The following is a 22,493-nucleotide window of genomic DNA, read 5'->3' as shown; positions in this document are numbered from 1 at the left end:
AAATCGATACTTGGTGGTCTTCAAATTTTCAGTAAGCAATCACTGTTACTGCTTGTTCAAACTCTTTTTTTAAATGTTGTAACTGGTATTCTTTAAATTCTGGACGATGCGTTCGTAATAATACGCGTAATTTCATTGGATTGTAACGATCAATCAATTGATATTCATCGATAAAATCTCGTGTCAATTGCCATTCGTAATAATAGCCAAACGGCCGACAACTATACGTCGTTCCTTGGAGTACTTTATCCTCAAACCGTCGATGTGTATGCCCAAAGACGACTTGTTGAAGATTATCGTATTGATCGAGTAGTTTTCCAAATGAAGCTGAACCTAAGAACGCATTGAGTTGGTTCCAACGTTCATAAGGCGCGTTTTGGTAAACAATGAATTCTTGTTTTGGGACAAAATGTGTTGATAAGATCACATTCATTTTCTTTTTGTGTAGCGTATCCAATAATGATCGTGTTGCTTCTACTACTCGATCATTCACTTCTAGATCCGTTCCATCTCGCTCAATCAAGCGGTCATACCAGTACAAACGCTTCATCCGAACGATTTTCTTCACGTCTTTTTCTTCTGAGAATTGGTAATCATACCAACCGTTGATGCCTAATAACACGGTTTTCTCATTTAATGGAATATAGCGCTCATTCAAAAAATGGACGTCTGGAAAATGACTGATCATTGCTTCGCCAGTAACATCGGCTAACTCATGATTGCCAAAATGGAAAGTCGTTGGTAGTCGCTCTGCAAAAAATTCAGCGACTGCGACACAACGATCGACTTTATTGGCGGTATCCCCAGCCAAATGAAGCCGAGTAATCTTTTTTTGTTGTAAGACTTCCCATAAGAGCATTAATTCAGCTTCGCCAAATTGATTGATGTCCACATGTAAGTCACTGATGATCGCTAAATTTCCCATTCTTTTTCCTTCTAAATCTTAGATAGTTGATGTGACGATTTGGAGGTTATTTTTGATAATTCCTCCTGGTCCTTTCAGTTGCAGACTCTTGTAAGTTGGTTCTACTGCTAACGTCGTCGGATTATCCAAATAAACGAGTGCGCTTTTCTTGATTTTGATTGGTCCCATTTGGGTATCGACTACTTCAGAATATAAGCTTAGATCTGCCGATGTTTCTTTTTCTACAATAATCAGACGAAAAGAAGTATCGATTTGGCAAGTGATCCGGCTATTCGCAAATGGTCCATCTCCGTCTTCTACATCTAGCAATAATTGTTCATTGTCATTCACTTTTCCACGAAGCAGTTCTTCCGCTTCTTTTGATACGATAAATTCCATCTTAATCACCTCAATTTTAGCTTAATGATTTTTGTACGAAGTTGCAACTAACTTGTTTTTGGGTGACCTTCCAACCAAGCTTTTTTGGTAATTCCTTTAAGAACGATTGAAATAATTTCTCCTTTTTCTCGTTTTGCATCAGGAATCACAGCTTCTTCTCTCATTCCTAACTTGTCCATCACTCGTCCCGATTTACTATTTTTCGTATTATGATAAGCAAAGATCCTTACGAGATCCATTTTTTCAAAGCCCAATTTCAGAAGCGCTTTTCCAGCTTCCGGCATGATTCCTTTTCCCCAATACTTTTTATTTAAAGCGTAACCTAATTCAGCCGTATCATCGCCTTCTTGTATCCGCAAATCGATCGTACCAATCATCTTGCGGTTTTCTTTCCATTCAATAGCATATTTTCCAAGCGGTGATGCCATAAAAAAATTCGCAACACTGATTTTTGTATCTTCGATCGACTGATGTCGAGGGAAAACAAAGCGGGTCGTTTCTACATCATGGGCATATTCAAATATATCTTCTACGTCTTCCAATGTGATTGGTCTTAAAATCAGACGTTCCGTTTCTATGACACGATTTTCTGCAAACACTAAGTTTCGATTGATCAATAATTCCATGTGCATCCCCTACTTTTTTCTTTAGTTTAAATTACTGTATCGAAATTCACGGAAAGAAGCAAGACAAAACTTAATATCTCCTTAAAATAACAGATTAACTATAGATAAGCGAAAAAACTTAAACAATTGCTGAAAAAGAATAATTATTTGTTCACGATTTATTAACAAATTTTAGCTATTGTTATCTTAACAACTAAACAAGCGCTGGAGGTCTTACTTATGACAGAGTATATAAAAAGCATTTACTTTATTGAAGAAACGCAGAACATTGAAGGATCTTATATTGAAGTCAAAACACTATTTGTTGATGAAGACAAAGAAAAAGCATTGTCGATCTATCACAAATTAGCAAAGAAAAAACCAAACTACTTCGGATTGATTTTAAGTGAGTACAAAATCAAAGCGGAAGATAGTTATTTTTATCAACTTTTGAAACGTTGGTCAAAACTGCCAGCTGACTTTTATCGTCAAGTCAAGATCGTCAATTATCAAGCATTAGCCGAAACACATGCTTGATTCTATGCTTTAAGCTTTCTCTAAGGTTCGCCTTGTATCCTTTAATCAAATCAAAGGAGGCGATCTTATGTTCCGACAATGGCTTGCTCACTTTTTCCATGATACAACCCCACGAATCGATCCTTATGAAGTCGATAATGAATTTACCCTTACACTAGATTTTCCTAACGATCAAACAATCACCCATTGAATCAGAGGTTGTGATAGAAGTGCCTAGCTCCGAGAAATAAGCCGAGAAACCCGAAAATTGTTTTTCAAATTTTGGGTTTCTCGGCTTATTTTTTGAAGGTGCTACTTCTGGAACACCGTTTATTCAGTTGTAGGATGCAAGATGACTGATGTACCAGGCTCATTTTCTTAGTTATTCATTGAAAAATTATTTTAGCGCTTGATTGACATTTTCAATCATCAAGTTCATTGATTCAAGTCCACCACCACTCAAATACCATACATCTGGTTGCAATGAAATTACTTGATCATTTTTACCGGCATCTGTTTGTGCCACTAATTCATTGGCAGCTACGTTATCGTTGCTTGTATCTCCACCAATTGCTTTGGTACGATCAATCACAAATAAAATCCCTGGATTCTTCTCTAAAACATATTCATAAGAAACACTTTGACCATGTGTAGACGCCTCGATTTGATCATCGGCTTGTTTAAAGCCAAATAAATCATGAACGAGTCCGAAACGTGAACCTGAACCATATGCTGAAAGTTGCCCTTCATTCACTAAAGTAACTAAAGCTGTTTGATCAAGCGCGCTGGCTTTCTCTTTCACTTCATCGATTTGTTTCGTTAAATCTGTTAATTTTTCTTCTGCTTCTTTTTCTTTATCAAAAATCTTTGCCAATGTTGTCACATTTTCTTGCATCGATTCCCATGGCTTTTCTGCATCCATTGCTAAATATAGTGTTGGGGCAATTTGGCTCAACTGTTCCTGATAATCACTTTGACGACCGGAAATAATAATCAAATCTGGTTGCATCTCATTGATTTTTTCCAAATCTGGTTCTTTGATTCCTCCAGCAGATTCAACTTCTTGATATTTTTCTAAGTAAGCAGGTAAATTTTTAGTTGCCGCTCCTATGACTTTGTCTCCAACACCTAATGCATCAAGCGTATCTAATGATCCATTGTCGAACACTACAACTTTCTCAGGGTTTTGTTGCACTTCTACAGACTCACCATTGCTATCTTTGACTGTCAACATTGTATCCGTTGTGACAGTACTTGATGCTTTTGTTTCACTCGTTTGTGCTTCGTTATTTCCACATGCTGCTAATCCTAATGATGCTATGACTAAAAATCCTAAAACTATTTTCTTCATTTTGACGCTCCTTCGTAGTTTTTAGAAATAAAGACAAAATCTGCGTCCTTCGATTTCACAGATTCGAATGTCCATTTCGTATAATTGATCTAGTACTTCTTTTTTAATAATATCGTTCGTTTTGCCTTGTCTAAATAACTTCCCTTGTTTCATTGCGACGATTTCATCTGCGTAACTCGCTGCAAAGTTGATATCGTGTAACACAATGATGATCGTTTTTCCTAATTCTTGTACAAGGCGCTTTAAAATTTGCATGATTTGTACCGCAAAATTCATATCGAGATTATTGAGTGGTTCATCCAGCAAAATGTAATCAGTATCTTGCGCAAGAACCATCGCAATATACGCTCGTTGCAACTGACCCCCAGAAAGCGTGTCGATCGTTTGGTCCTTCAGTTCTTCCAACCCTAGATGCTGGAGTGATTCTTCGATGATCTGATGGTCTTTCGTTGTCAGCTTTCCTTTCGAATAAGGAAAACGCCCGAACGATACAAGCTCCTCGACTGTGATTTTCATACTGATCTCATTAGATTGTTTCAAAATAGCTAGTTTTTTTGCCATCTCTTTGGACTTCCAAGCTTTTACTTCATTGTGATCCAAGTAGATCTCACCTGCATCTTTAGGAATCAAACGACTGATCATAGAAAGAACGGTTGACTTTCCTGCGCCGTTTGGACCGATGAAGGCTGTCAATTGTTGATCCGAGATTTCCAATTGCAAGGCCTCGACGACCGTTTTTCCTTGGTAAGACTTCTCGACACTATTCAAATTGATCATCCCAGTTCCTTCCTTTCTCGAATCAATTTTGTAATAAAGTAAATACCCCCTGTGAACTCTACAACCACACTGACCGTCGTGTTCCACCCAAACACTTGCTCAACGATCAATTGTCCCCCAGTCAAAAACAAGAAAGCAATCAAAAAACTTCCTAGTAGCAAAACACCATGACGATACGTTGCAAACAAACGATAGCTGACGTTTGCGACAATAAATCCAAGAAAGGTGATTGGTCCCACCAAAGCAGTGGCTGTTCCTGTCAACAAGCTGACACAACAAAGAATAGAAAATTGAAAACGCTCTGTCTCAATCCCAAGGTTCGTTGCTTGATCCTTCCCTAGATGAAAGATATCCAGAAAATGTCTTTTATAAAAAAGGAACACCCAACAACAGCCAATCAACAATGCAGCAGGTAGGAGGTAGGCGGTCTGGACATTACCGAAACTAGCAAATAACTTCCCTTGCAACAAATCATATTCATTCGGGTCCATCACCACTTGTAAAAACGTACTGATACTATTGAAAAGTGTCCCTAAAATCATCCCCGTCATCAATAATAAGAATAAGTTAGGGGCTTCTTTTCGTAATAAAAAGAAAAACAATAACTGGCTTAAGCCAACCATCAATGCCACGTTGACTAAGAAAAAGGCTGTGCCTGTTTGCTGAAGCATCGTCACCCCACCAATCAAGAAAAAGAGGAGGGTTTGAACAAGTACATAGAGGGAATCGAGTCCTAACACAGAAGGTGTCAAAAATTGATTTTGGGTAATCGTTTGGAAACTAACGGTCGCACTGCTTGTCGCGAGTGCCACTAAAATGAACGCCATGATTTTTTTGCTTCGTAAGGCCCATGCAAAAGCCCAATTACCATACGTGTTGATAGTCAAATAGCCGATCGTCACGCCAATCACGAGTAGAGACAAAATAAAAAATAGACCAGTGATCTTTTTACCCATGTTTGCGCCCCCTTACTAACAAGTAAAGGAAAATCAAACCACCGATGATCCCTACGATGACGCTGACTGGGATTTCATAAGGAAAAATCACAAGACGAGCGATCATGTCACAGATAAGCAAAAAGATACTACCAAAAATGGCGGTAATTCCTAACGTTTTATGTACCTGATCCCCATAGAGCTTTGCTGTGATATTTGGAATGATCACTCCCAAGAAAGGAATCGTCCCAACCATGATCAAAGTGATCGCACTGGCTAAAGAAACAAGGCCAATCCCTAGTAGTTGCATGTTGCGATAATTCATCCCTAAATTCACTGCGAACGATTCACCTAAGCCTACGATCGTAAATTGATAGGCAAAAAAAGATAAGATAAGTAATAAAGGAATCGTTACATACAATAATTCATAATTTCCCCGTATGACTGTTGCAAAATTTCCTTGTAGCCATGAAGACATATTTTGTACTAACTGAAACTGATAGGCGAAAAATGTTGCAGCAGAGCCGATAATATTTCCTAGCATCACGCCGATCAATGGTAACATCAGCTGATTTTTTTGTGGAAAAAATCGTGCAAAAGATAAAAATAAGAGCGTACCTGCAAACGCAAATAAAAATGCAGTTGCTGAACGAATCCACAAAGAAGCATTCGGTAAAAAGAGCATCACCACTAAGATACCCAATCTCGCACTATCCATCGTGCCAGCTGTCGTTGGTGAAACAAATTTATTTTGAGTCAGATGTTGCATGATCAACCCACAAATACTACTCGTTGCCCCTACCAGTACTAAACAGATCGTTCGCGGAAAACGTGTCGCCAACAACAATTGCATACTCTGTCCTTCAAATCGGATAATCTCCATGAATTCCACTCGAGACACGCCAATAAATAGCGAACATATACTTAAAATAACTAACAAAACCATCAAGCGACCCACGCGCATTTCCCTTTACCTCGCTAACTGAGAATGATTCTCATTCTTATTCTAAGTGAAGCATTGAACAAAAGCAACCGTTTTTTAATGAAATAAGAGCAATCCCTATAAATTTTAGAATACGTGTACGATACAAAAATAAAATTCATTTTTGTTTCTGACCTTAAAAATGTGGGAAGCTATTTCTCAATTTCTGCCTTAATGCTTGGAGCTAAACGACTTTCTCACAACCTGGTTACACGGTGATCCAAAAGCTAACCTTCAACACTAAGCTAGAAAATGACAAAATATGAAAAACTATTTTTCAATTTTCTAGCTTACTGATCAGGTCAAAATGCTTCTGTCACAACCTCTATGTTATAATGACTTAAAACAACAAAGGAGGAAATTGGATGGCATCAGATGAATTGAAAAATCATTTGGACAAAGGAATGTATGGCACGCCCTTGGTCAACCCAGAAGAACAGCATAAATACCTAGGTACCTTTCGTGAACGTTGCTACCTCAGTATGACCGTTGCTGAAATGAATGAGCCGACAAATAAAGAAAAGTTCCTACAAGAACTAGAGAAACGACCAGAAGCATTTATTCTGATAAACGGGACCTTACCCCTGGATATCCAGAATCAATACATCCAATTGGCAACGAAAAATCAAACGAAATTCACGGTTGTAAACGATCATGTTTCTGAAGATCCGCAAAGTATTGGTCTACTGATTGCGGCCAAAGAAGCGGTGAATGAGCCCGTTATTGACGTAGAAGAAAAATATCCAACGAAACAAGAAGAAGAACAACCAAAGAAAAAAAGCTTTTGGGACCGATTATTCAAATAATTTCTAAAAGTTCACTCGATTCTTTGAGTTTCTAATCAAAATTTGTCAGCGTTCGTATGTACCTGTGGCAAAACAAAAAATCATTCACAAACTAGATAAATCTAGTGATGTGGATGATTTTTTTGTCCTACAGGTTCATGATTTATTTAGTCTCTTCTTGTCTGTTGATCACTTCAGGATACAACAGCTCTAAGACATTCATTGTCAGTCTTCTGCCTTGGCCAGCAAATGGGTAAACGTGCATGTGCATCGCTGGATTGAAGTTTGCTTCAATGATGCCATAGGCTTGGTCATCTGTTTGAGGATCGATATCTTTATCAGGAATGATCAAATCGATGCCGCTGATTTTCGCTCCTAGGGCTTCCACTGCTTGTTGGGCAATTTGTTTATACGCGTCTGAAAATACATCTGTTACGTCGATTGAATCGCCACCTGTACTGATATTGGAATTTTCGCGTAAATACACGATTTGATCTTTTTCAGGTACAGAATGGATGGTTAGTCCTTGCTCTTTTAACATCAACTGCTCAAGTTCACCTAACTGGATCAATTCCAATGGTGCACGATGGTGACTGCCTCTTAATGGATCTAGGTTTTTTTCAGCGACAAGTTCTTCCACCGTCCGTTTTCCGTCACCCACAACATTGGCAGGAACACGAAGTAAGATCGCTTTTACTTGCCCATCGATCACAAAGAAGCGATATTCTGTTCCAGGCATGAATGCTTCAACCAGTATAGAAGTATCTTCACGAAAAGCGATTGCTAAACCAGCCTGGTAATCTTCTAAAGATGCTCCTTCTTTGAAGATCGTGATCCCTAACCCATAATTGGTCGATTTAGGTTTAATAACAAAGGCTTGTTCTGCAAATCGTGGATAAGCGTTCAAAGCCTCTTCGATTGAAGTAAATTCGGCTCCTTCAGGTACACGGAATCCGGCCTCTTTTAGCACTTTTTTAGTGACTGTTTTATTTTCCATGATCAATGGCACAATGTAGCTGTCTTTACTTGTCATATTGGCATTTTTTACATATTCGATATGCTCTTGATGCTGTAGACGTAAAAATTGATCTGATTCATCTATGACCTTTACTTCGATGCCCTTTTGGATCGCATCAAACATCAGAATCTGTGTCGACAGTTCCATGTCACGAAATCCCGCTAATTGATACGAACGTTCATGACTTTCTTCTTCATACTGTTTTCCTAAAGTATAAGCAAAGTCATGCTGGCTTGTTTGTTGTGCTTGCTGATAAATCTTGCCTGCCAATGTTTCACGTGGTTCATCCAATTGTGCGATCATGTCATCGATCAATGGTAGGCGTTCGGATTGTCCTAAAGCTACAAGCATCTCTTTCATTCCTTGAAGAAGCAGTATTCCTTCATCATAAAAAGCAGTTTGATCCATAGGGTTTTCTAACGACACGTGTTCATTTCGCTGCTCGCCTTCTTCGACCCATGCATCGACTGCTACGTCATGTTCCATCCATAGCATATACATTAAGAACGATTGTAAAAACTGAACTTGTGCTTGACTGATCCCTACACGTGCGTAAGGATTTAAATCAATATTTCTCAGTTCAATATAGCGAATACCTGATTTTGCTAAATCAGCTACACGTTTTCCACCACGAAAACGGATCGGTGCATAGAATTCTTTTTCTTCGGATAACTTGCCTTCTTCCACCATTTTTTCAATATCGGTTAAATATTGTTGCATTGACGCATAGGATACTTTGACATTCGGATGGTTCGTATAACCATAGGAACTATTACGAATACTGCGTACCGGTTCTGCTGGTGCTGGCTTGCCGACAAAATAGTGGTCTTCACTTAGAGGTGACGCCCCAAACAAATAAGTGATCAACCAACGATAACGCAAGAAGTTCTGTGCTGTTTTAAAATATAATTCTGTTTTAAATGCTGCAAAGTCGGTAAACTCTGTTTGTTGTACAAACAAGGATTGTAAAAGATCATCACCAAACTCAAAGTTGAAATGGATGCCGCTGACCATTTGCTTGCGTTTGCCATATTCCTTTGCTAAATAACGACGATACAAGACATCTTCAAAATTAGAAAGCTTCGCAATCATGATCTCTTCGTCTTTTTCAGGTAAAGCCGGAGGCATACTTAAAGGCCAGATCATTTCATCATCTGCCATTGAGCGTGAAGCAACGTCGTAGATTGCTTCCAAGTATTTAAAAAGTTCGTTGATAGAATCCGTGACCGGAGTAATCAATTCGACTTGAGTTTCACTAAAATCTGTCTGGATGTATGGATGATACGTACGATCCCCAAAAACCTCAGGATGATCGGTTGTTGCCAACTTTCCAGAGAAGTTCACACGTTGCCCTTCACGTTCAACCCCAAAACGGGCTTGACTAATGAATGGTAGTGAACGAGGATGCAGTAATAATTCTTTATAGTTCATGGTTAAATGTCCTCCAATTCATATGTTTCATTATAGTAAAAACCGCCAAGAAAAAGAATGAAATTGTTTGAAAATGAGAAAAAAGGGGTGTTTTTTTTAAAAAACAGCTGATATTGTAGGAAAATGACTCCAAACTGAACAATAAGATAGCACATAGCCAGACAGGACACAGTCAAAAAAATCGCTGGTTCATTTTTGGTTTATACTCGAAATATTGTTCCTTGAATATCGCTAGTCCATTGGAAGGAGAAAAAAGAGCCTGAAACAAACGGAACCTCTTCAAAAATAAAGGGAAAACCACGGAAATTTAAAGAACGATTCCCGTGGCTTCTTTTTTATTTCTTGAAGTTGAACACCTTTGTTACAAGCTCTTTAGATGAACTTATGCTCATATACTGTTTATTCTTCTTTCAATAAGCCTTTAAATAGACCGATGACAAAGTCATTTGGATCAAAAGCTTCTAAATCATCGATGCCTTCACCCAAACCAACAAGTTTGACCGGCAGGTGCAATTCATTACGAATGGCTAAGACGATTCCACCTTTAGCTGTACCGTCTAATTTTGTTAAAACTAGCCCTGTCACATCAGAGGTTTCTTTGAACTGTTTCGCTTGGACCATGGCATTTTGCCCTGTCGTCGCATCTAACACAAGTAAGATCTCATGTGGTGCTTCTGGTAATTCTCGTTGGATCACACGTTTGATCTTCTCTAATTCGTTCATCAAATTGACTTTGTTTTGCAGACGTCCAGCTGTATCAACAAGTAAAATATCTGCTTGTTGTTCTTTGGCTTTTTCGATGGCATCGTAAACGACTGCCGCAGGATCGCCACCAGCTTTGCCTCGAACCACTTCAACTTCTGCACGTTCTCCCCAAACGACTAACTGATCGATCGCACCCGCACGGAAGGTATCTGCTGCGGCTAACAATACCTTTTTGCCTTCCGTTTTGTATTGATGTGCTAATTTACCGATACTCGTCGTCTTTCCTACACCATTGACACCAACAAAGAGGATCACTGTCAATCCTTCTTCTTGGAGGTTCAATGTATTGACTTCATCGATGCCTTCTTGCTCATAAAGCTCAACTAATTTTTCGATGATCGCATTTTGGATCTCAGCTGGTTTCTTGGCATTTCTTAGCTTCACTTCTTGGCGTAACGCTTCAGTGATCTTGATGGCTGTTTCAAAGCCGACATCTGCACCGATCAATGTTTCTTCCAATTCTTCGAAGAAATCTTCATCGACCGTACGGAAATTCGCAAACAGTTCATTCATTCGTTCACCGAACGTTTTACGGGTCTTTTCTAGACCCTTATCATATTTCTCTTGTACTTCTACTTCTTCTGGTGCTTCTTCACCAGTAAAGGCTCGTTTGATCTTATCAAAAAATCCCATAGTATACCTCCTTTACACTAAAACAAATTGTTGGATCGCTTTTGCTACCCCATGTTCGATGTTACTTGCCGTGACATGATCAGCGGCTTCTTTGACAAAAGGCACCGCATTTTCCATGGCTACACCAAGTCCTGCGTATTCGATCATCGGTAGATCATTTTCCTCATCTCCGATTGCCATGATCTCACTACGTTCAAGTCCTAAATCTTTTGCTAATAAAGAAATACCATATGCCTTAGTGACACCTTTTGGCATAAATTCTAATAAAACATTGCGCGTTTTGATAATTTCATACGACTCATAATAAGCGCTTGGAATCTCCTTGATTTTTGCATCTAGTTCTTCTTGCTCATAGGCAATGACTGCTTTGTTCAACACAAACTCATCTGTGATATCAGCTAGTACTGCTGGTTGGAATTGCAATAAGTTGTTTAATACATTGTACATCGATTGCTTTTGAGGCGCACTAGGTAATTGCAAGACGACATTATCTGATAAGACGTCTAACGGTAAGTCTAGTTCTTGTGCCAACGCATAAAGACGATGGATATCAGACACAGACATCGCTTTTTTCTCGATGATTTCACCAGTATCATTTTTCTGGACTAAGCCACCGTTGAAGGTAATGCTATAATCGCCTTCTTCGACTAAACCTAATTCTTGTAAATAGTGAGCCATCGCTGCTAACGGACGCCCCGTGCATAAAACGATTTTTACCCCTTGTGCTTTTGCTTGAGCCAAAGCTTGTTTATTCTCAGATGAGATTTTCTTTTCTTCGTTCAATAGTGTTCCGTCTAAATCGATAGCGATTAATTTGATCATTTCGTCCCCTACACTTTCGTTTCACTCATTCTTCCTTCTTCATTGATGTCTTCCATACGGACAGAGACGATTTTTGAAACCCCAGACTCTTGCATGGTCACACCGTATAAGACATTCGCAGCAACCATCGTCCCTTTACGATGCGTCACTACAATAAACTGTATATCGTCTTGGAACTCGCTGAGATAGCGACCAAAGCGTTTGACATTGGCTTCATCTAGCGCAGCTTCGACCTCATCAAGGATACAAAACGGTACAGGGCAGACACGAATAATCGAAAAGAGCAACGCAATCGCAGTCAATGCACGTTCTCCTCCTGAAAGTAAACTTAAACTTTGTAGTTTTTTACCTGGAGGCTGAACTTCGATTTCAATCCCTGTCTGCAACAAATCAGTCGGATCAGTCAACACAAGCTCTGCGCGACCGCCACCAAACATATTTGGGAAAACGATTTTGAATTCTTGGCGGATTGCTTCAAAAACTTCTTTGAAACGAGTCCGTACCTCATCATCCATTTCATCCATTGTTTCAAATAATTGATCCTTAGCCGATAATAAGTCATCCCGTTGCGCAGCCAAAAAGGTATGACGTTCATTCACTTGCTCATACTGCTCAATGGCGTTTAGATTTACTGGGCCTAAACGATCGATTTGTTGTTTCAACGAAGCAACTTCTACCCGGCTGTTCGCTACATCCGTTGTTTCTTCATAAGATTCACAGGCTTTTTCATAATTCATCTGATACTCCGTTTGCAGGTAATTCAGATGATTGTCCAAAATCATTTCCGCACGATTCTTTTGGACCTCTAACTGTGACTGCTCTGTCAAAAGTTCTTTTTGTTTACGGTTTTCAGCTAATAGGTCGGCATCCAACGCATCGATAGTCGTTTGCATTTCTTCACGTGACTGTTTGGCGTCTTCTAGAGAAGCTTTTAAGCGATCTCTTTCTGTCGCTAAATCAGCAATTCGTTGATCTAAACTTTCTTCTGTCAGTTCGTGATCAGAGAAGTCCGCAGTCAATGCATGCAGTTGTTGTTCTAGTCCTTCTTGTTTGGCTAATGCCTCATTTTTTTGTACGCGTGCGCCACGTAGTTGGATCTGTAAGTGATTGTATTGCTCTTTCAATACGGCTAATGAGGCTTGCTCCTGTGCTTGTTTTTCCTGGATCTGCGCGCGACGTTCTTCCATCTTGTCACTTTCTTGACTCAATGAACTGATTTCAGCATCGATCTCTTGGCGTTGTACTTCTAGTTCTTGCTGTTTTGCCAAAAGCTCTGCCTGTTGTTTTTGGTAATTCTCCATGAATTGTTGCAGTTCACGCGTTTCATAACTTGAGATTTGCTGTTCTTTTTCAAAACGAGTGAGTTCGTTGGCCACATTTTGTCGTTGATTTGCTACTTCTTGTTCTTCAAAGCGTAACTGTTCCCCTTGTGTCCGCAGAAGTTCTTGTTCTTCTGCCAAAACCGTGACTTCTTGTTGCAATGCTTGGACTTTCTTTTCTTGACTTTGCAACTCCTGATCCGCTTGTTGAAACTCACTCGTCAATTGTTTTAATTCTTGATTTTGTGCAAATAAACTTCCTTGATTGCCTCGCTTCGTCGCCCCACCAGTCATTGAACCACCGGCATTCATGACATCACCTTCTAGTGAGACCACACGATACTGGTAACGAATCTGTTGGGCAATGGCATTGGCACTTGCTAAGTCTTTTGCTAATAGAATCGTCCCTAATAGATTGTGAACGATTGTCTGGATCTGTTCGGGATAAGTCACTTGTTCGCTAGCGATCCCGATAAACCCGTCAACTGTTTGCGCTTGTGCAAAAATATGTGCAGGTAATTGACGAGGTTTGATTGTCGTTAATGGTAGAAACGTTGCTCGTCCGCCTTTTTGTTGTTTCAAATAAGCGATCGCTTGACGTGCATCGCCTTCATTTTCAACAATGACATGTTGCGCTGAACCACCCAAAGCTGTTTCGATTGCCAATGTATAATCAGCTGGAACATCGATCAATTCAGCAACCGCACCAACGATCCCAGAGAGGCGTTGCTTTTGTTGCAAGATCAAACGAACACCTTGATAGAAGCCAAAGTAATTTTCTTGGATTTCTTGTAAACTTTTCTGACGTGCCCGTAATTGTTGGACTTGGTTCATCAGTTGATACATTTTGGGCTGTTCTTTTGCCAAGCGCTCTTGTGCTTGTTTTCCTTTTGTTTGCACAACTTCAAGTGACGCTTTGACCTCATTCAATGCTTGCTGTAGCTTTTCATGTCGCTCTGTCAACTCGATTTGCTTGGCGGACATTTCCGCAACATTCGCTTCCACTTCCGATTGTTTGGCTAGTGTTTGCTGACTTTTAGATGTCTCTTGAACATATTGACGCTCCAAGTACTTCAATTCATTGCCGACAGTTGCTTGTTCTTGCATCAGATCGACATACTGATCGCGTAATTCTGCCAACAATTCTTTGGTTGATTTTTGGTATTTTTCCAATTCTTGTTGCGTACTCATCAGTGCTTTTTCAGCCTGTTGGATCTCTGCTTCTTTTTGACTGACTTCTTGGGTCAAAATCGCTTGTAATTCTTCAAAATGAGCCACTTTTTCTTGCACTTCAGTTAAAGAAGCTTGGTATTCTTTTGAGCTCTTTTGGGTATGCTTCGTTCGCTCAAGTAATACTTCTTTTTGTCCTTCTGTTTGCTTTAATTTTTCTGACAACGCTAATAACGTTTGTTGATTTTTTTCGATCATACGGTCGGCCTGGTTATTTTGTTTGCGTTTGTCGGCTAATAACTGTTCCTTTGTTTGGATCTGTGTCGTTAAGGATGTTAGTGATTGGTTGAACTGATCTAATTGTAGTTGTCGTTCATCCCACTCTTTTTTTGCCGCTTTGATTTCAGCAATCATCAAAGAGATATCTGTGTTAGTCAATGTTTCTTTTAATCGTAAAAACTCCTTCGCAGCCTCACTCTGGGCGGCCAAAGGAGTTAATTGCTCTTCAAGTTCATAGATGATATCTTGGACACGGCTTAGATTATCCTCTGTTTCAAAAAGCTTTTGCTCCGCCTTTTTCTTGCGCTGTTTGTATTTCAAGACTCCAGCTGCTTCTTCAAAAATCCCTCGTCGGTCTTCTGGCTTACTACTAAAAATCGCTTCGACTTTTCCTTGAGAGATGATCGAAAATGATTCTTTCCCTAAGCCAGAATCCATAAATAATTCTTGGATGTCTTTCAAACGACAAGGTTGTTTATTGATGAAAAAGTCGCTTTCACCTGTCCGACGGTAACGACGTGTTACACTGATCTCACTATACTCTAGTGGCAAGTAATGATCAGAGTTGTCTAATACGACGGTTACTTCAGCGACATTCAATTGTTTACGGGAATCAGAACCGGCAAAAATAATATCCGGCATTTTCCCACCACGAAGGCTTTTTGCAGACTGTTCTCCTAGTACCCAACGGATAGCCTCAGTAATATTACTTTTTCCGCTACCGTTTGGTCCAACGACCGCTGTGACACTATTTTCAAACTCAATGATTGTTTTATCTGCAAATGATTTAAAGCCGGCTATTTCAATGCGTTTTAAATACACGAAGTCTTTCCCTCACTTACTTAGTGCTGCTAAAGCATTCTCAGCAGCAGCTTGTTCTGCTAGTTTTTTCGATTTTCCTTGTCCAGTTCCAATCAACCGATCATCCACGTATACTTCGATCCAAAAAATACGTTCGTGTGCTGGACCTTCTTCATTGATCAAACGATATTCAATCAACACGTCTCCAGCTTTTTGCAATACTTCTTGTAATCTTGTTTTATGATCCATCTCATGGGAAAAAGCACCGGCACGCACCTTCGGAAAAATCACCGTTTCAATAAACGCATGTGCTGCGTCAAATCCTTGATCAAGGTACAACGCTCCTAAAAAGGCTTCAAACAGATCACAAAGAAGCGCTGGACGGGTTCGTCCGCCTGAGTTCTCCTCACCTTTTCCTAACAGGATGTACTGATCAAAACGACATTCCTTGGCAAATTTGGACAAACTATCTTCACGTACGATAGCTGCACGAGTTTTGGTCAATTTTCCTTCTGGGATATCTGGATACAAACGATACAGATATTCAGAAACCATCAACTCTAATACAGCATCTCCTAAAAACTCAAGACGTTCGTTGTCGGATAGTTGCAAATTGCGATGCTCATTCACATAGGATGAATGGGTAAAAGCTTGTTCAAGTAAGTTTAAATCGTGAAAAACGATGCTATACTTTTCTTTCAATTCTTTTGTTAGCTGATTGTCCATTTCCCACATTCCTTTATGGCTATTTTTTCAATACTTCCTTATTATACTGGTTTTTTATAAAATATGAAATGGTTGAGACAAAAGGTATGAAAAGCTTTATAAACCTTGTTGAAGATTCTTTTTCATAAAAGTATACTAAACCTTGTAATGTTCCTAAATCCAGCTAATTACTTATCAAAGAACAAAAAAAGCACTTTCCAAAAAACAGAAAATGCCTGTTTAAAGTTATATTAATTGTAGTTGGAATCAGCGATTATTCAGTCAGTATAATTTAGCACACGTATATTTAAACAATGTCCAAATATTTTAATAGGAGTACTTTCATTACAATATAAGCACTGAACAAATCTTGTTCTTTTTCATTTCTATGTAATCTTAAAAAATAAGGAACAACATCAGATTTTATAGGTGTGAAAGTATATCTGATCTGATTAATGCATCTTGTTAACTCGACAAACTAATTTATGTATGATCGTCCAAGATTGTTCTTTCAATATCCAAAAAGTTTACTGCCTCTTCTTCATATCCAAGCAGCCTTAGCATCTCAATAGCTATCGAGCCATCAAATTCCAAATCCCCAACGACAGACTGATACAATCGGAAAAAAAATTTCCAATAAATTCTTCCTTTTAAGTAATCTGAGTCCTTTGTTTCATCATACAAAATTCCTAACAAATCCAAAATTCTATCGTAATTTTTATCAGAAAATTCTAAAATGATTGAATTTATAATAAATTTTATTAATGCATGTTGATATTTAGGTATACCTTTAAATTTCCTAAACTGATTGAGCACATCCTTATATTGAAATAATCGGTATTCCTTTTTAAAGAGTCCTAAACAATTAGTATACATTGCTAATTCGAAATATCCCCACTCCTCTATCCTGCTCAAATAATCCAAAATTTTTTTTGATTCATTTTCATCTATCTTACCAAGTTTATAATTTGGTAATTTTTCAGCAACTGCTTTTATTTGAACAATTAGATACAGAAAAAAAATGTCGTTACTTTTTTTATATTCTTCTTGTAAGTTGTCTAGATACTCTTTTGCATGATACTCAGAAATAATTGCACTCCTAAATTTTTTTCGTAAGTGCTCTTTTTTACTTAATTGATAGTTATAATACTCCAAATAGTAGTCATCTATTTGGATATTCATTCTTTCCAAGTATTGCCAAATGGTATCTATGTCAATTCTAGCGGTATCATTTTCAAACCGCTGTAATGCGCTTATCGAATGTACCCCTTCGCTCAAATCTCTTCGCGTTATTTTTCTATCGGTTCTTAATTTTTTAATCAATTCCCCATGTTCCATATAAAATCACCAAATTTTCTACTTATTTTTGACTAACTTTGGTACAAACTATCAAATAACCTTATTATACAACTAAGATACATTATCACATTTAGTAATACACTAAATAATAACGCAGTAAGCATCTAATCTATAACACTGATAATCATATTTATTTGGTAATCACATATCTTGATAAACTAGAAATTGACCTAATCCAAATAAGGAACATTACTTGAGAAAACATTAATAAAAAGAACAAAGGTTTGTAAAGTTTCCCTACAATAATCGGAAGATAAAAACTTTAAATCTACTATAAATAGGAGGAAAAATGATTTCATCTTTAATGATATTATTTGGTTGGGAAGTTGTCAATTTGTAGCAGTTGAACAAAATTTTTTCAAAATCTATCCGTAATATCAAAAAATTACATATAATGGAAGGTCGAATAGTATGAAAATAAACAAATTCCAAGTGCTCTTAACTACCTCTATAGCAATAGTAACATTAGCAACACCATTAGTTCCTTCACTAAGTTCTGTTGTTTACGCATCAGATAGTGAGAATCAAAAAGTGGTCCAAGTAAAAAAATTTGAAGACAAAACAATTGCTGAATTAATGAACGATGCACAGTTAAGATATTCTAGTTCTCTACCTAATACACCATCAACTCAAAATAGCGTTGCTACTGCTTTTGAAAAGAAAGTAATGAATATGACAGTCAAAGATGTAAAGAACAACATCAATGATTTGCTGAAAGAGTTTGATGGTGCTAGTTATAGTTCTCGTGCAGTAGCAGGCGTAGGTGGCAAACTGCAAAATGGTGGCTGGAATATGTACTATAATACTAGCACTGGTAAAACGTCTGTCTATAATTTCTATGATAGACTTGTCATGGGAGCTGGAGGTAGTGTATTGTATAGTGCCATATTAGATGCTCTTGCTGTTACATGTGGAATTACAGTTGCTGGTGCAGTGATTGTTGCTATTTGTAACTTAATTGCAGGTGAATTAGTTAGAAAAACGGCGAGCGCCCGTGGTCTTGTGTCTAGTCACGGAAATGCCGGAACCGTTCGAGTGACGTTAACTGACGAATTATGGTCGTCAAAATATAATGCAAGCTGGTGATTACAATTTTTTCAATATCTAGTTTTACTTTTGTTGTTGTTTTTGTCGGTATAATAAAAATCGTTGCACAGTTAAATGAAATAATTGGCTTGCTACGCTCAAAAAGTAAAATCGAGACTGAGTTGATTGAAGCAATAAAAACAATAAAAGAAAAGAATCATTTTTAGCTACTATTTATCTTAGCTAAAGTAGCACAACCTTAGAGAACAGATAAACTATGACACAAAATTTTTTAAACAGTACAATACTAAACCACTCCCTCTCAAAAGATCAATAGAAACTTAAGCGACGATCTCATCTCTTTTTCTATCAGAGTGAGATCGTCGTATTTTATTATGAATACTTGTAAAATTTATCCGTTAATCGATACTTAATTGGACTATCTTTCCCTAATTTTGAATCCTATTTTTTTACAATTCAGCTTATGCCATTAAGTCATTCGCTGGTTAATCTCCGAGAAGAAGTTCTCTAAGTTAGCTTTACAATATGTGATGGAAATCGAGCGAAACTCAGGAAATCCTTCCTCACTAAACAAGTGTAAAAAGACGATCGTTAATATTTTCCCTTGATTTTTATTGGCTGTATCGCAATTCATTATATGCTTATACCTACACTAACTTCCTTCTATTTATCAGTTCATTCATATCAACTTGCCCACCTAGTTGTTCTGCCAAATCTAAATCATGGGTGACTAAGACGATCGTCACTCCTTGCTCATTCAATTCTTTCAATGCTTCGATCACAAGTTGCCGATTTCCTTTATCCAAAGAGGCAGTGGGCTCATCTGCAAAAACGATTTTAGGGATTTGCAAAAACAAGCGAGCTAAAGCTACTCGTTGTTGCTCACCACCGCTTAAACGAAATACTTTTTGGTGCAATGAATCTTCCATTTGGAACTTGCGGAGCGCAGCAATCATTTTTTCCTCTTTTTTTACTACTAACTGTAAATTTTGCTTGACCGTTTCATTATCGATCAATGCAAAGTTCTGAAATAAAAATCCTGCATACTCACGAAAGAAACGTTTTTTACTTTTACGGTGAAGGAATTGATTGTCTATCCATATTTCACCAGAATCTATGGGCTCCAGTTGTCCTAAGCAATTCAGTAACGTCGTTTTCCCTACACCACTGCTTCCAGTAATCACAGTTATTGAACCAGTCTCTACATGTAAAGATACGTTTTCAAAAATCACTTTTCCTTTGTACTTTTTAGTGATTTCTTTGGCTTCAATCATATTTGATCACCTCCAGACGTTTTCTTTTTTCTGATAAATACGTAGTGAATAAAAGTATACATAATTCAAATAATAGTAATAGAATTAAAATCTGCCACCAAGCATGATTGATGAGTAGTAAGATCAACGCAACAACGGTAGAAATGGTTAATATTATTTTATAATATCTGTGATGCCTCTGTAGCAGAGCCCAACCAGCAATATATTTGAGAAACAGTTTTTTCTTATTCATTTCCACATACAGTAAACTCAAATAAACTTGAATAAAAACAAAACCAATAAGGATCAAGAACAAAATACTAAGGGTTGTATAATATTCACGTTTCACACCCATAAGAGATTGATTGATGCTTTCTTTTACAGCAATCAATCCATAAAAATCATGTTCCATATGATTTTCTTTAATAAATGCTTGGACAAGTTGAGGGTCTCGAAACAAGTAAGTCCCATTTGAAATATCCTGTATCCATATTTCAATATTTGGTTGGATCAATGGCAATGACATGGAAACGATAATTGGATTGGAAGAAAAATTTTTTTCATAGGGTTGGAAGTTATAGTTAAAAAGGACTTGGTTTGCTTGCGTATAGAGAACTTTTAATTCCCCCTCATATGCTTTCGTCTCGTACTCAAAAGAATTTTGATAAAAATCAAGTTCATTCTCTGCTTCTTGAATGATCATTTCTGTATACATTCGCTTATTTTCAGGGATGAGCAGATAGAAAAAAGAATCATCTAATGAGTGTATCGATTGACCTTCAGCATCCTTGATAGCCAATTCTTGTACGGCATGATGATTACTTAACCAAAAAGCGTCATTTTCAATATAATTTAGTGTCGGACTACTATGACCAAGTTCATTGTCTCTTAGAAAAATCCCACCTGACTGTTCTGATTTTTCCAACAAGGGAAGTAACCGTGAATTGATCAACGCTTGTGCTTTCTTTCGCACGTCTTTACTTTTTGCCGGGTCTACAAGTAGACTTGTGTCTCTACTAAATGCTAACTGATAATAGTCAGGAATTCTTGTCCATTGGGAGAGCTGTTGTTCAAGTTCACGCGTCTCCATTACTTTATTTGATAATGTACTGGCTTGCACCGTAACAAACGTGAAGATGATGATCTTTAATAAAAGGTTCAAACTAAATAATAATCGGTAAGGTTTCCTTCCTTTTATTTTATCTGAAATCGTACCGAACGAAAAAATAATCCCACTCGTAAATAATTGAAGAACCCAAATCATTAAATGCCCCCCCAAAAAAATCGGTCGATAAAGAAACTGTAATTGTGGAAACCACCAAGAAAAAGCAACCATCAAGAGAGTAAAAATCGCACTATCAATGAAACTATCCTTGAAGGACACTATCAGCCAACGATGTCCTAACATCTCAATCACACCAATTTTCTTACGAAGAGAAGCTTTGTAAAACAGTAAAGCTAAGATCACAAAGAAAAATAGAATAAAGAAGAGTTGTCCAATACTCATTAATAAACCCGCTGTCAATAACTGGAACCATTTTATCTCCTCAATCTCCAATTTGATTCCTTGATCATGAAAATCAGCAATCATTCCAGATGGAGGGGCTTCTGTTACAATATAAGTACCCAGCGCATCTTGATGTTGCATCTCTGTGTAATCATAAAAATAGGTGGCAACATCCGATTTTATAGGTGGAAAAAAGTATTCCGAACGTTCCACCTTGTCAAAGGTATAAATTTCCTTTGTCGTCTCACCAGAAGCGCCAATTCTAAAAACCAGTTTATGTATAGCAATTTGATGTTTTTTTGCATAAGCAGAAATTTTTTGATTGATTTCCTCAATCGTCCCACTCACTTCTTCAATCACAATGCCCGAATGAGCATTTGGGATAGCACTCTTGATTCCTTCATTTCCGATAAAAGAAATGGCATAAAGGAAACTTAACACTGTAACTATAAATAACCCTCGATAGATTTTTTTCATAATGAAAGAAAAAAAGGACCTAAAATATGTTTTCAAATATTTAAATACCCGAACTGTATTTGAGATATCACTGAAGAGATTGTTGACTTCTAGTAACAACCTGACCGTAGCAGTAATCTCTATATAGCTCGGGTAATACTGTATAAAAAATTTGTCTTAGGTTCTTAAATCTCTATGCCCACCACCATCCAGAGGTATTTCCCGTAAATGCACGTGGAGCTTCTGCTCTTACTTCTACTCTAGGTCCTCCTGTGACATTAACAGTTTTTGTTCCCTTCGCCTGAACTGTGACTCTTCTACTAGATGGCGTAAATTCTCCCCATACTGTACCAAATCCAGGAATACCGGTTACTCCGCCATAAAATGTATCCATTGTGATTTTCGGCTGAATCATTACTGCTTGTTCTTGCACAATATCCATATCAAATATATTTGCATAGCTTGATATAATCAAAGGTTCATTCATTTCTGACGCACTTACTTGATCGATTGAGACAAATACTCCTATAGCAGCAACAGTTCCAATAACACTAACAACTAATTTTTTGTTTTTCATAAAATTCTCCTTTGTATGTTTTATTTTTGATTTAGTATTTCAAAATGTCGATAAAGTAAGTATATATATGAAACATACCCTCTACTCTCTTTAAATT

The 22,493-nt window shown here is 37.7% G+C and carries 20 protein-coding genes; 4 read left to right on the top strand and 16 right to left on the bottom strand.

The window, feature by feature from the left end; translation table 11 throughout:
• Positions 1-28 precede the first annotated feature (28 nt).
• Genes IGJ95_RS00745 through IGJ95_RS00735 form a run of 3 tightly spaced genes read right to left on the bottom strand, consistent with a single transcriptional unit; the run spans position 29 to position 1,929 of the window.
• Positions 29-925: a metallophosphoesterase gene (locus IGJ95_RS00745; RefSeq protein ID WP_023518919.1), complete on the bottom strand. Its 897-nt coding sequence runs from the start codon at positions 923-925 to the stop codon at positions 29-31.
• Positions 926-943: 18 nt separating this feature from the next.
• A complete protein-coding gene (locus IGJ95_RS00740) occupies positions 944-1,303 on the bottom strand; it encodes an iron-sulfur cluster biosynthesis family protein (protein WP_010734414.1) in 360 nt (119 codons plus the stop codon).
• Positions 1,304-1,350: 47 nt separating this feature from the next.
• The gene (locus IGJ95_RS00735) at positions 1,351-1,929 is read right to left on the bottom strand and encodes a GNAT family N-acetyltransferase (RefSeq protein WP_010734415.1); all 579 of its coding nucleotides are present in this window, start codon (positions 1,927-1,929) and stop codon (positions 1,351-1,353) included.
• A gap of 219 nt (positions 1,930-2,148) precedes the next feature.
• On the opposite strand from IGJ95_RS00735, the gene IGJ95_RS00730 reads away from it, so the two are divergent.
• Together IGJ95_RS00730 and IGJ95_RS00725 are read left to right on the top strand one after the other, a co-directional pair.
• Positions 2,149-2,445 carry a hypothetical protein gene (locus IGJ95_RS00730; protein ID WP_010734416.1) on the top strand — a complete coding sequence of 99 codons (297 nt, stop codon included), beginning with the start codon at positions 2,149-2,151 and terminating at the stop codon, positions 2,443-2,445.
• A gap of 67 nt (positions 2,446-2,512) precedes the next feature.
• Positions 2,513-2,635, top strand: coding sequence for a hypothetical protein (locus tag IGJ95_RS00725; protein ID WP_010734417.1), 123 nt, complete (start codon positions 2,513-2,515; stop codon positions 2,633-2,635).
• A gap of 186 nt (positions 2,636-2,821) precedes the next feature.
• Here IGJ95_RS00725 and IGJ95_RS00720 read toward each other — a convergent pair whose 3' ends face one another.
• The 4 genes from IGJ95_RS00720 to IGJ95_RS00705 are packed head-to-tail and all read right to left on the bottom strand — an operon-like array spanning position 2,822 to position 6,451.
• On the bottom strand, positions 2,822-3,775 hold the full coding sequence (locus IGJ95_RS00720; RefSeq protein WP_153829976.1) for a siderophore ABC transporter substrate-binding protein: 954 nt from the start codon (positions 3,773-3,775) through the stop codon (positions 2,822-2,824).
• A gap of 21 nt (positions 3,776-3,796) precedes the next feature.
• Positions 3,797-4,552, bottom strand: coding sequence for an iron ABC transporter ATP-binding protein (locus IGJ95_RS00715; protein WP_023518917.1), 756 nt, complete (start codon positions 4,550-4,552; stop codon positions 3,797-3,799).
• Complete coding sequence (locus tag IGJ95_RS00710; protein ID WP_438761232.1) at positions 4,549-5,508, bottom strand: iron chelate uptake ABC transporter family permease subunit; 960 nt, start codon at positions 5,506-5,508, stop codon at positions 4,549-4,551. Before IGJ95_RS00710 ends, IGJ95_RS00715 begins: the two co-directional genes overlap by 4 nt.
• Positions 5,501-6,451 carry an ABC transporter permease gene (locus IGJ95_RS00705; protein ID WP_153829978.1) on the bottom strand — a complete coding sequence of 317 codons (951 nt, stop codon included), beginning with the start codon at positions 6,449-6,451 and terminating at the stop codon, positions 5,501-5,503. Before IGJ95_RS00705 ends, IGJ95_RS00710 begins: the two co-directional genes overlap by 8 nt.
• Before the next feature lie 383 nt (positions 6,452-6,834).
• Between IGJ95_RS00705 and IGJ95_RS00700 the strand changes: the two genes are divergently transcribed.
• Positions 6,835-7,275: a YueI family protein gene (locus IGJ95_RS00700; RefSeq protein WP_023518915.1), complete on the top strand. Its 441-nt coding sequence runs from the start codon at positions 6,835-6,837 to the stop codon at positions 7,273-7,275.
• Between the two features lie 142 nt (positions 7,276-7,417).
• On the opposite strand, the gene gshAB is transcribed toward IGJ95_RS00700, so the two are convergent.
• The 6 genes from gshAB to IGJ95_RS00670 all read right to left on the bottom strand — a co-directional run bounded on the left by gshAB (position 7,418) and on the right by IGJ95_RS00670 (position 17,535).
• Complete coding sequence (gene gshAB, locus IGJ95_RS00695; protein WP_153829979.1) at positions 7,418-9,703, bottom strand: bifunctional glutamate--cysteine ligase GshA/glutathione synthetase GshB; 2,286 nt, start codon at positions 9,701-9,703, stop codon at positions 7,418-7,420.
• A 399-nt stretch (positions 9,704-10,102) separates the two neighbouring features.
• Positions 10,103-11,101, bottom strand: a complete 999-nt coding sequence (gene ftsY, locus IGJ95_RS00690) for a signal recognition particle-docking protein FtsY (protein ID WP_010734424.1) — start codon at positions 11,099-11,101, stop codon at positions 10,103-10,105.
• Positions 11,102-11,113: 12 nt separating this feature from the next.
• Positions 11,114-11,923, bottom strand: a complete 810-nt coding sequence (locus tag IGJ95_RS00685) for a Cof-type HAD-IIB family hydrolase (protein WP_010734425.1) — start codon at positions 11,921-11,923, stop codon at positions 11,114-11,116.
• An 8-nt stretch (positions 11,924-11,931) separates the two neighbouring features.
• Positions 11,932-15,513: a chromosome segregation protein SMC gene (gene smc / locus IGJ95_RS00680; protein WP_438761230.1), complete on the bottom strand. Its 3,582-nt coding sequence runs from the start codon at positions 15,511-15,513 to the stop codon at positions 11,932-11,934.
• Between the two features lie 12 nt (positions 15,514-15,525).
• Entirely contained in the window at positions 15,526-16,218 is a 693-nt protein-coding gene (gene rnc / locus IGJ95_RS00675) for a ribonuclease III (protein ID WP_010734427.1), read from the bottom strand.
• A gap of 462 nt (positions 16,219-16,680) precedes the next feature.
• The gene (locus IGJ95_RS00670; RefSeq protein WP_153829980.1) at positions 16,681-17,535 is read right to left on the bottom strand and encodes a helix-turn-helix domain-containing protein; all 855 of its coding nucleotides are present in this window, start codon (positions 17,533-17,535) and stop codon (positions 16,681-16,683) included.
• A 432-nt stretch (positions 17,536-17,967) separates the two neighbouring features.
• On the opposite strand from IGJ95_RS00670, the gene IGJ95_RS00665 reads away from it, so the two are divergent.
• On the top strand, positions 17,968-18,642 hold the full coding sequence (locus tag IGJ95_RS00665; RefSeq protein WP_023518912.1) for a hypothetical protein: 675 nt from the start codon (positions 17,968-17,970) through the stop codon (positions 18,640-18,642).
• 608 nt (positions 18,643-19,250) lie between these two features.
• Here IGJ95_RS00665 and IGJ95_RS00660 read toward each other — a convergent pair.
• From IGJ95_RS00660 to IGJ95_RS00650, 3 genes are all read right to left on the bottom strand, one after another.
• The gene (locus IGJ95_RS00660; RefSeq protein WP_023518910.1) at positions 19,251-19,877 is read right to left on the bottom strand and encodes an ATP-binding cassette domain-containing protein; all 627 of its coding nucleotides are present in this window, start codon (positions 19,875-19,877) and stop codon (positions 19,251-19,253) included.
• Positions 19,870-21,804, bottom strand: coding sequence for a DUF1430 domain-containing protein (locus IGJ95_RS00655; protein ID WP_309296178.1), 1,935 nt, complete (start codon positions 21,802-21,804; stop codon positions 19,870-19,872). Before IGJ95_RS00655 ends, IGJ95_RS00660 begins: the two co-directional genes overlap by 8 nt.
• Positions 21,805-22,012: 208 nt before the next feature.
• Positions 22,013-22,396: a hypothetical protein gene (locus IGJ95_RS00650; protein ID WP_010734432.1), complete on the bottom strand. Its 384-nt coding sequence runs from the start codon at positions 22,394-22,396 to the stop codon at positions 22,013-22,015.
• Positions 22,397-22,493: the final 97 nt, after the last annotated feature.

This window comes from Enterococcus sp. AZ156 (genome assembly GCF_051714165.1).
Lineage (GTDB): Bacteria > Bacillota > Bacilli > Lactobacillales > Enterococcaceae > Enterococcus_B > Enterococcus_B pernyi.
This window is presented reverse-complemented; position numbering and strand designations above follow the sequence as displayed.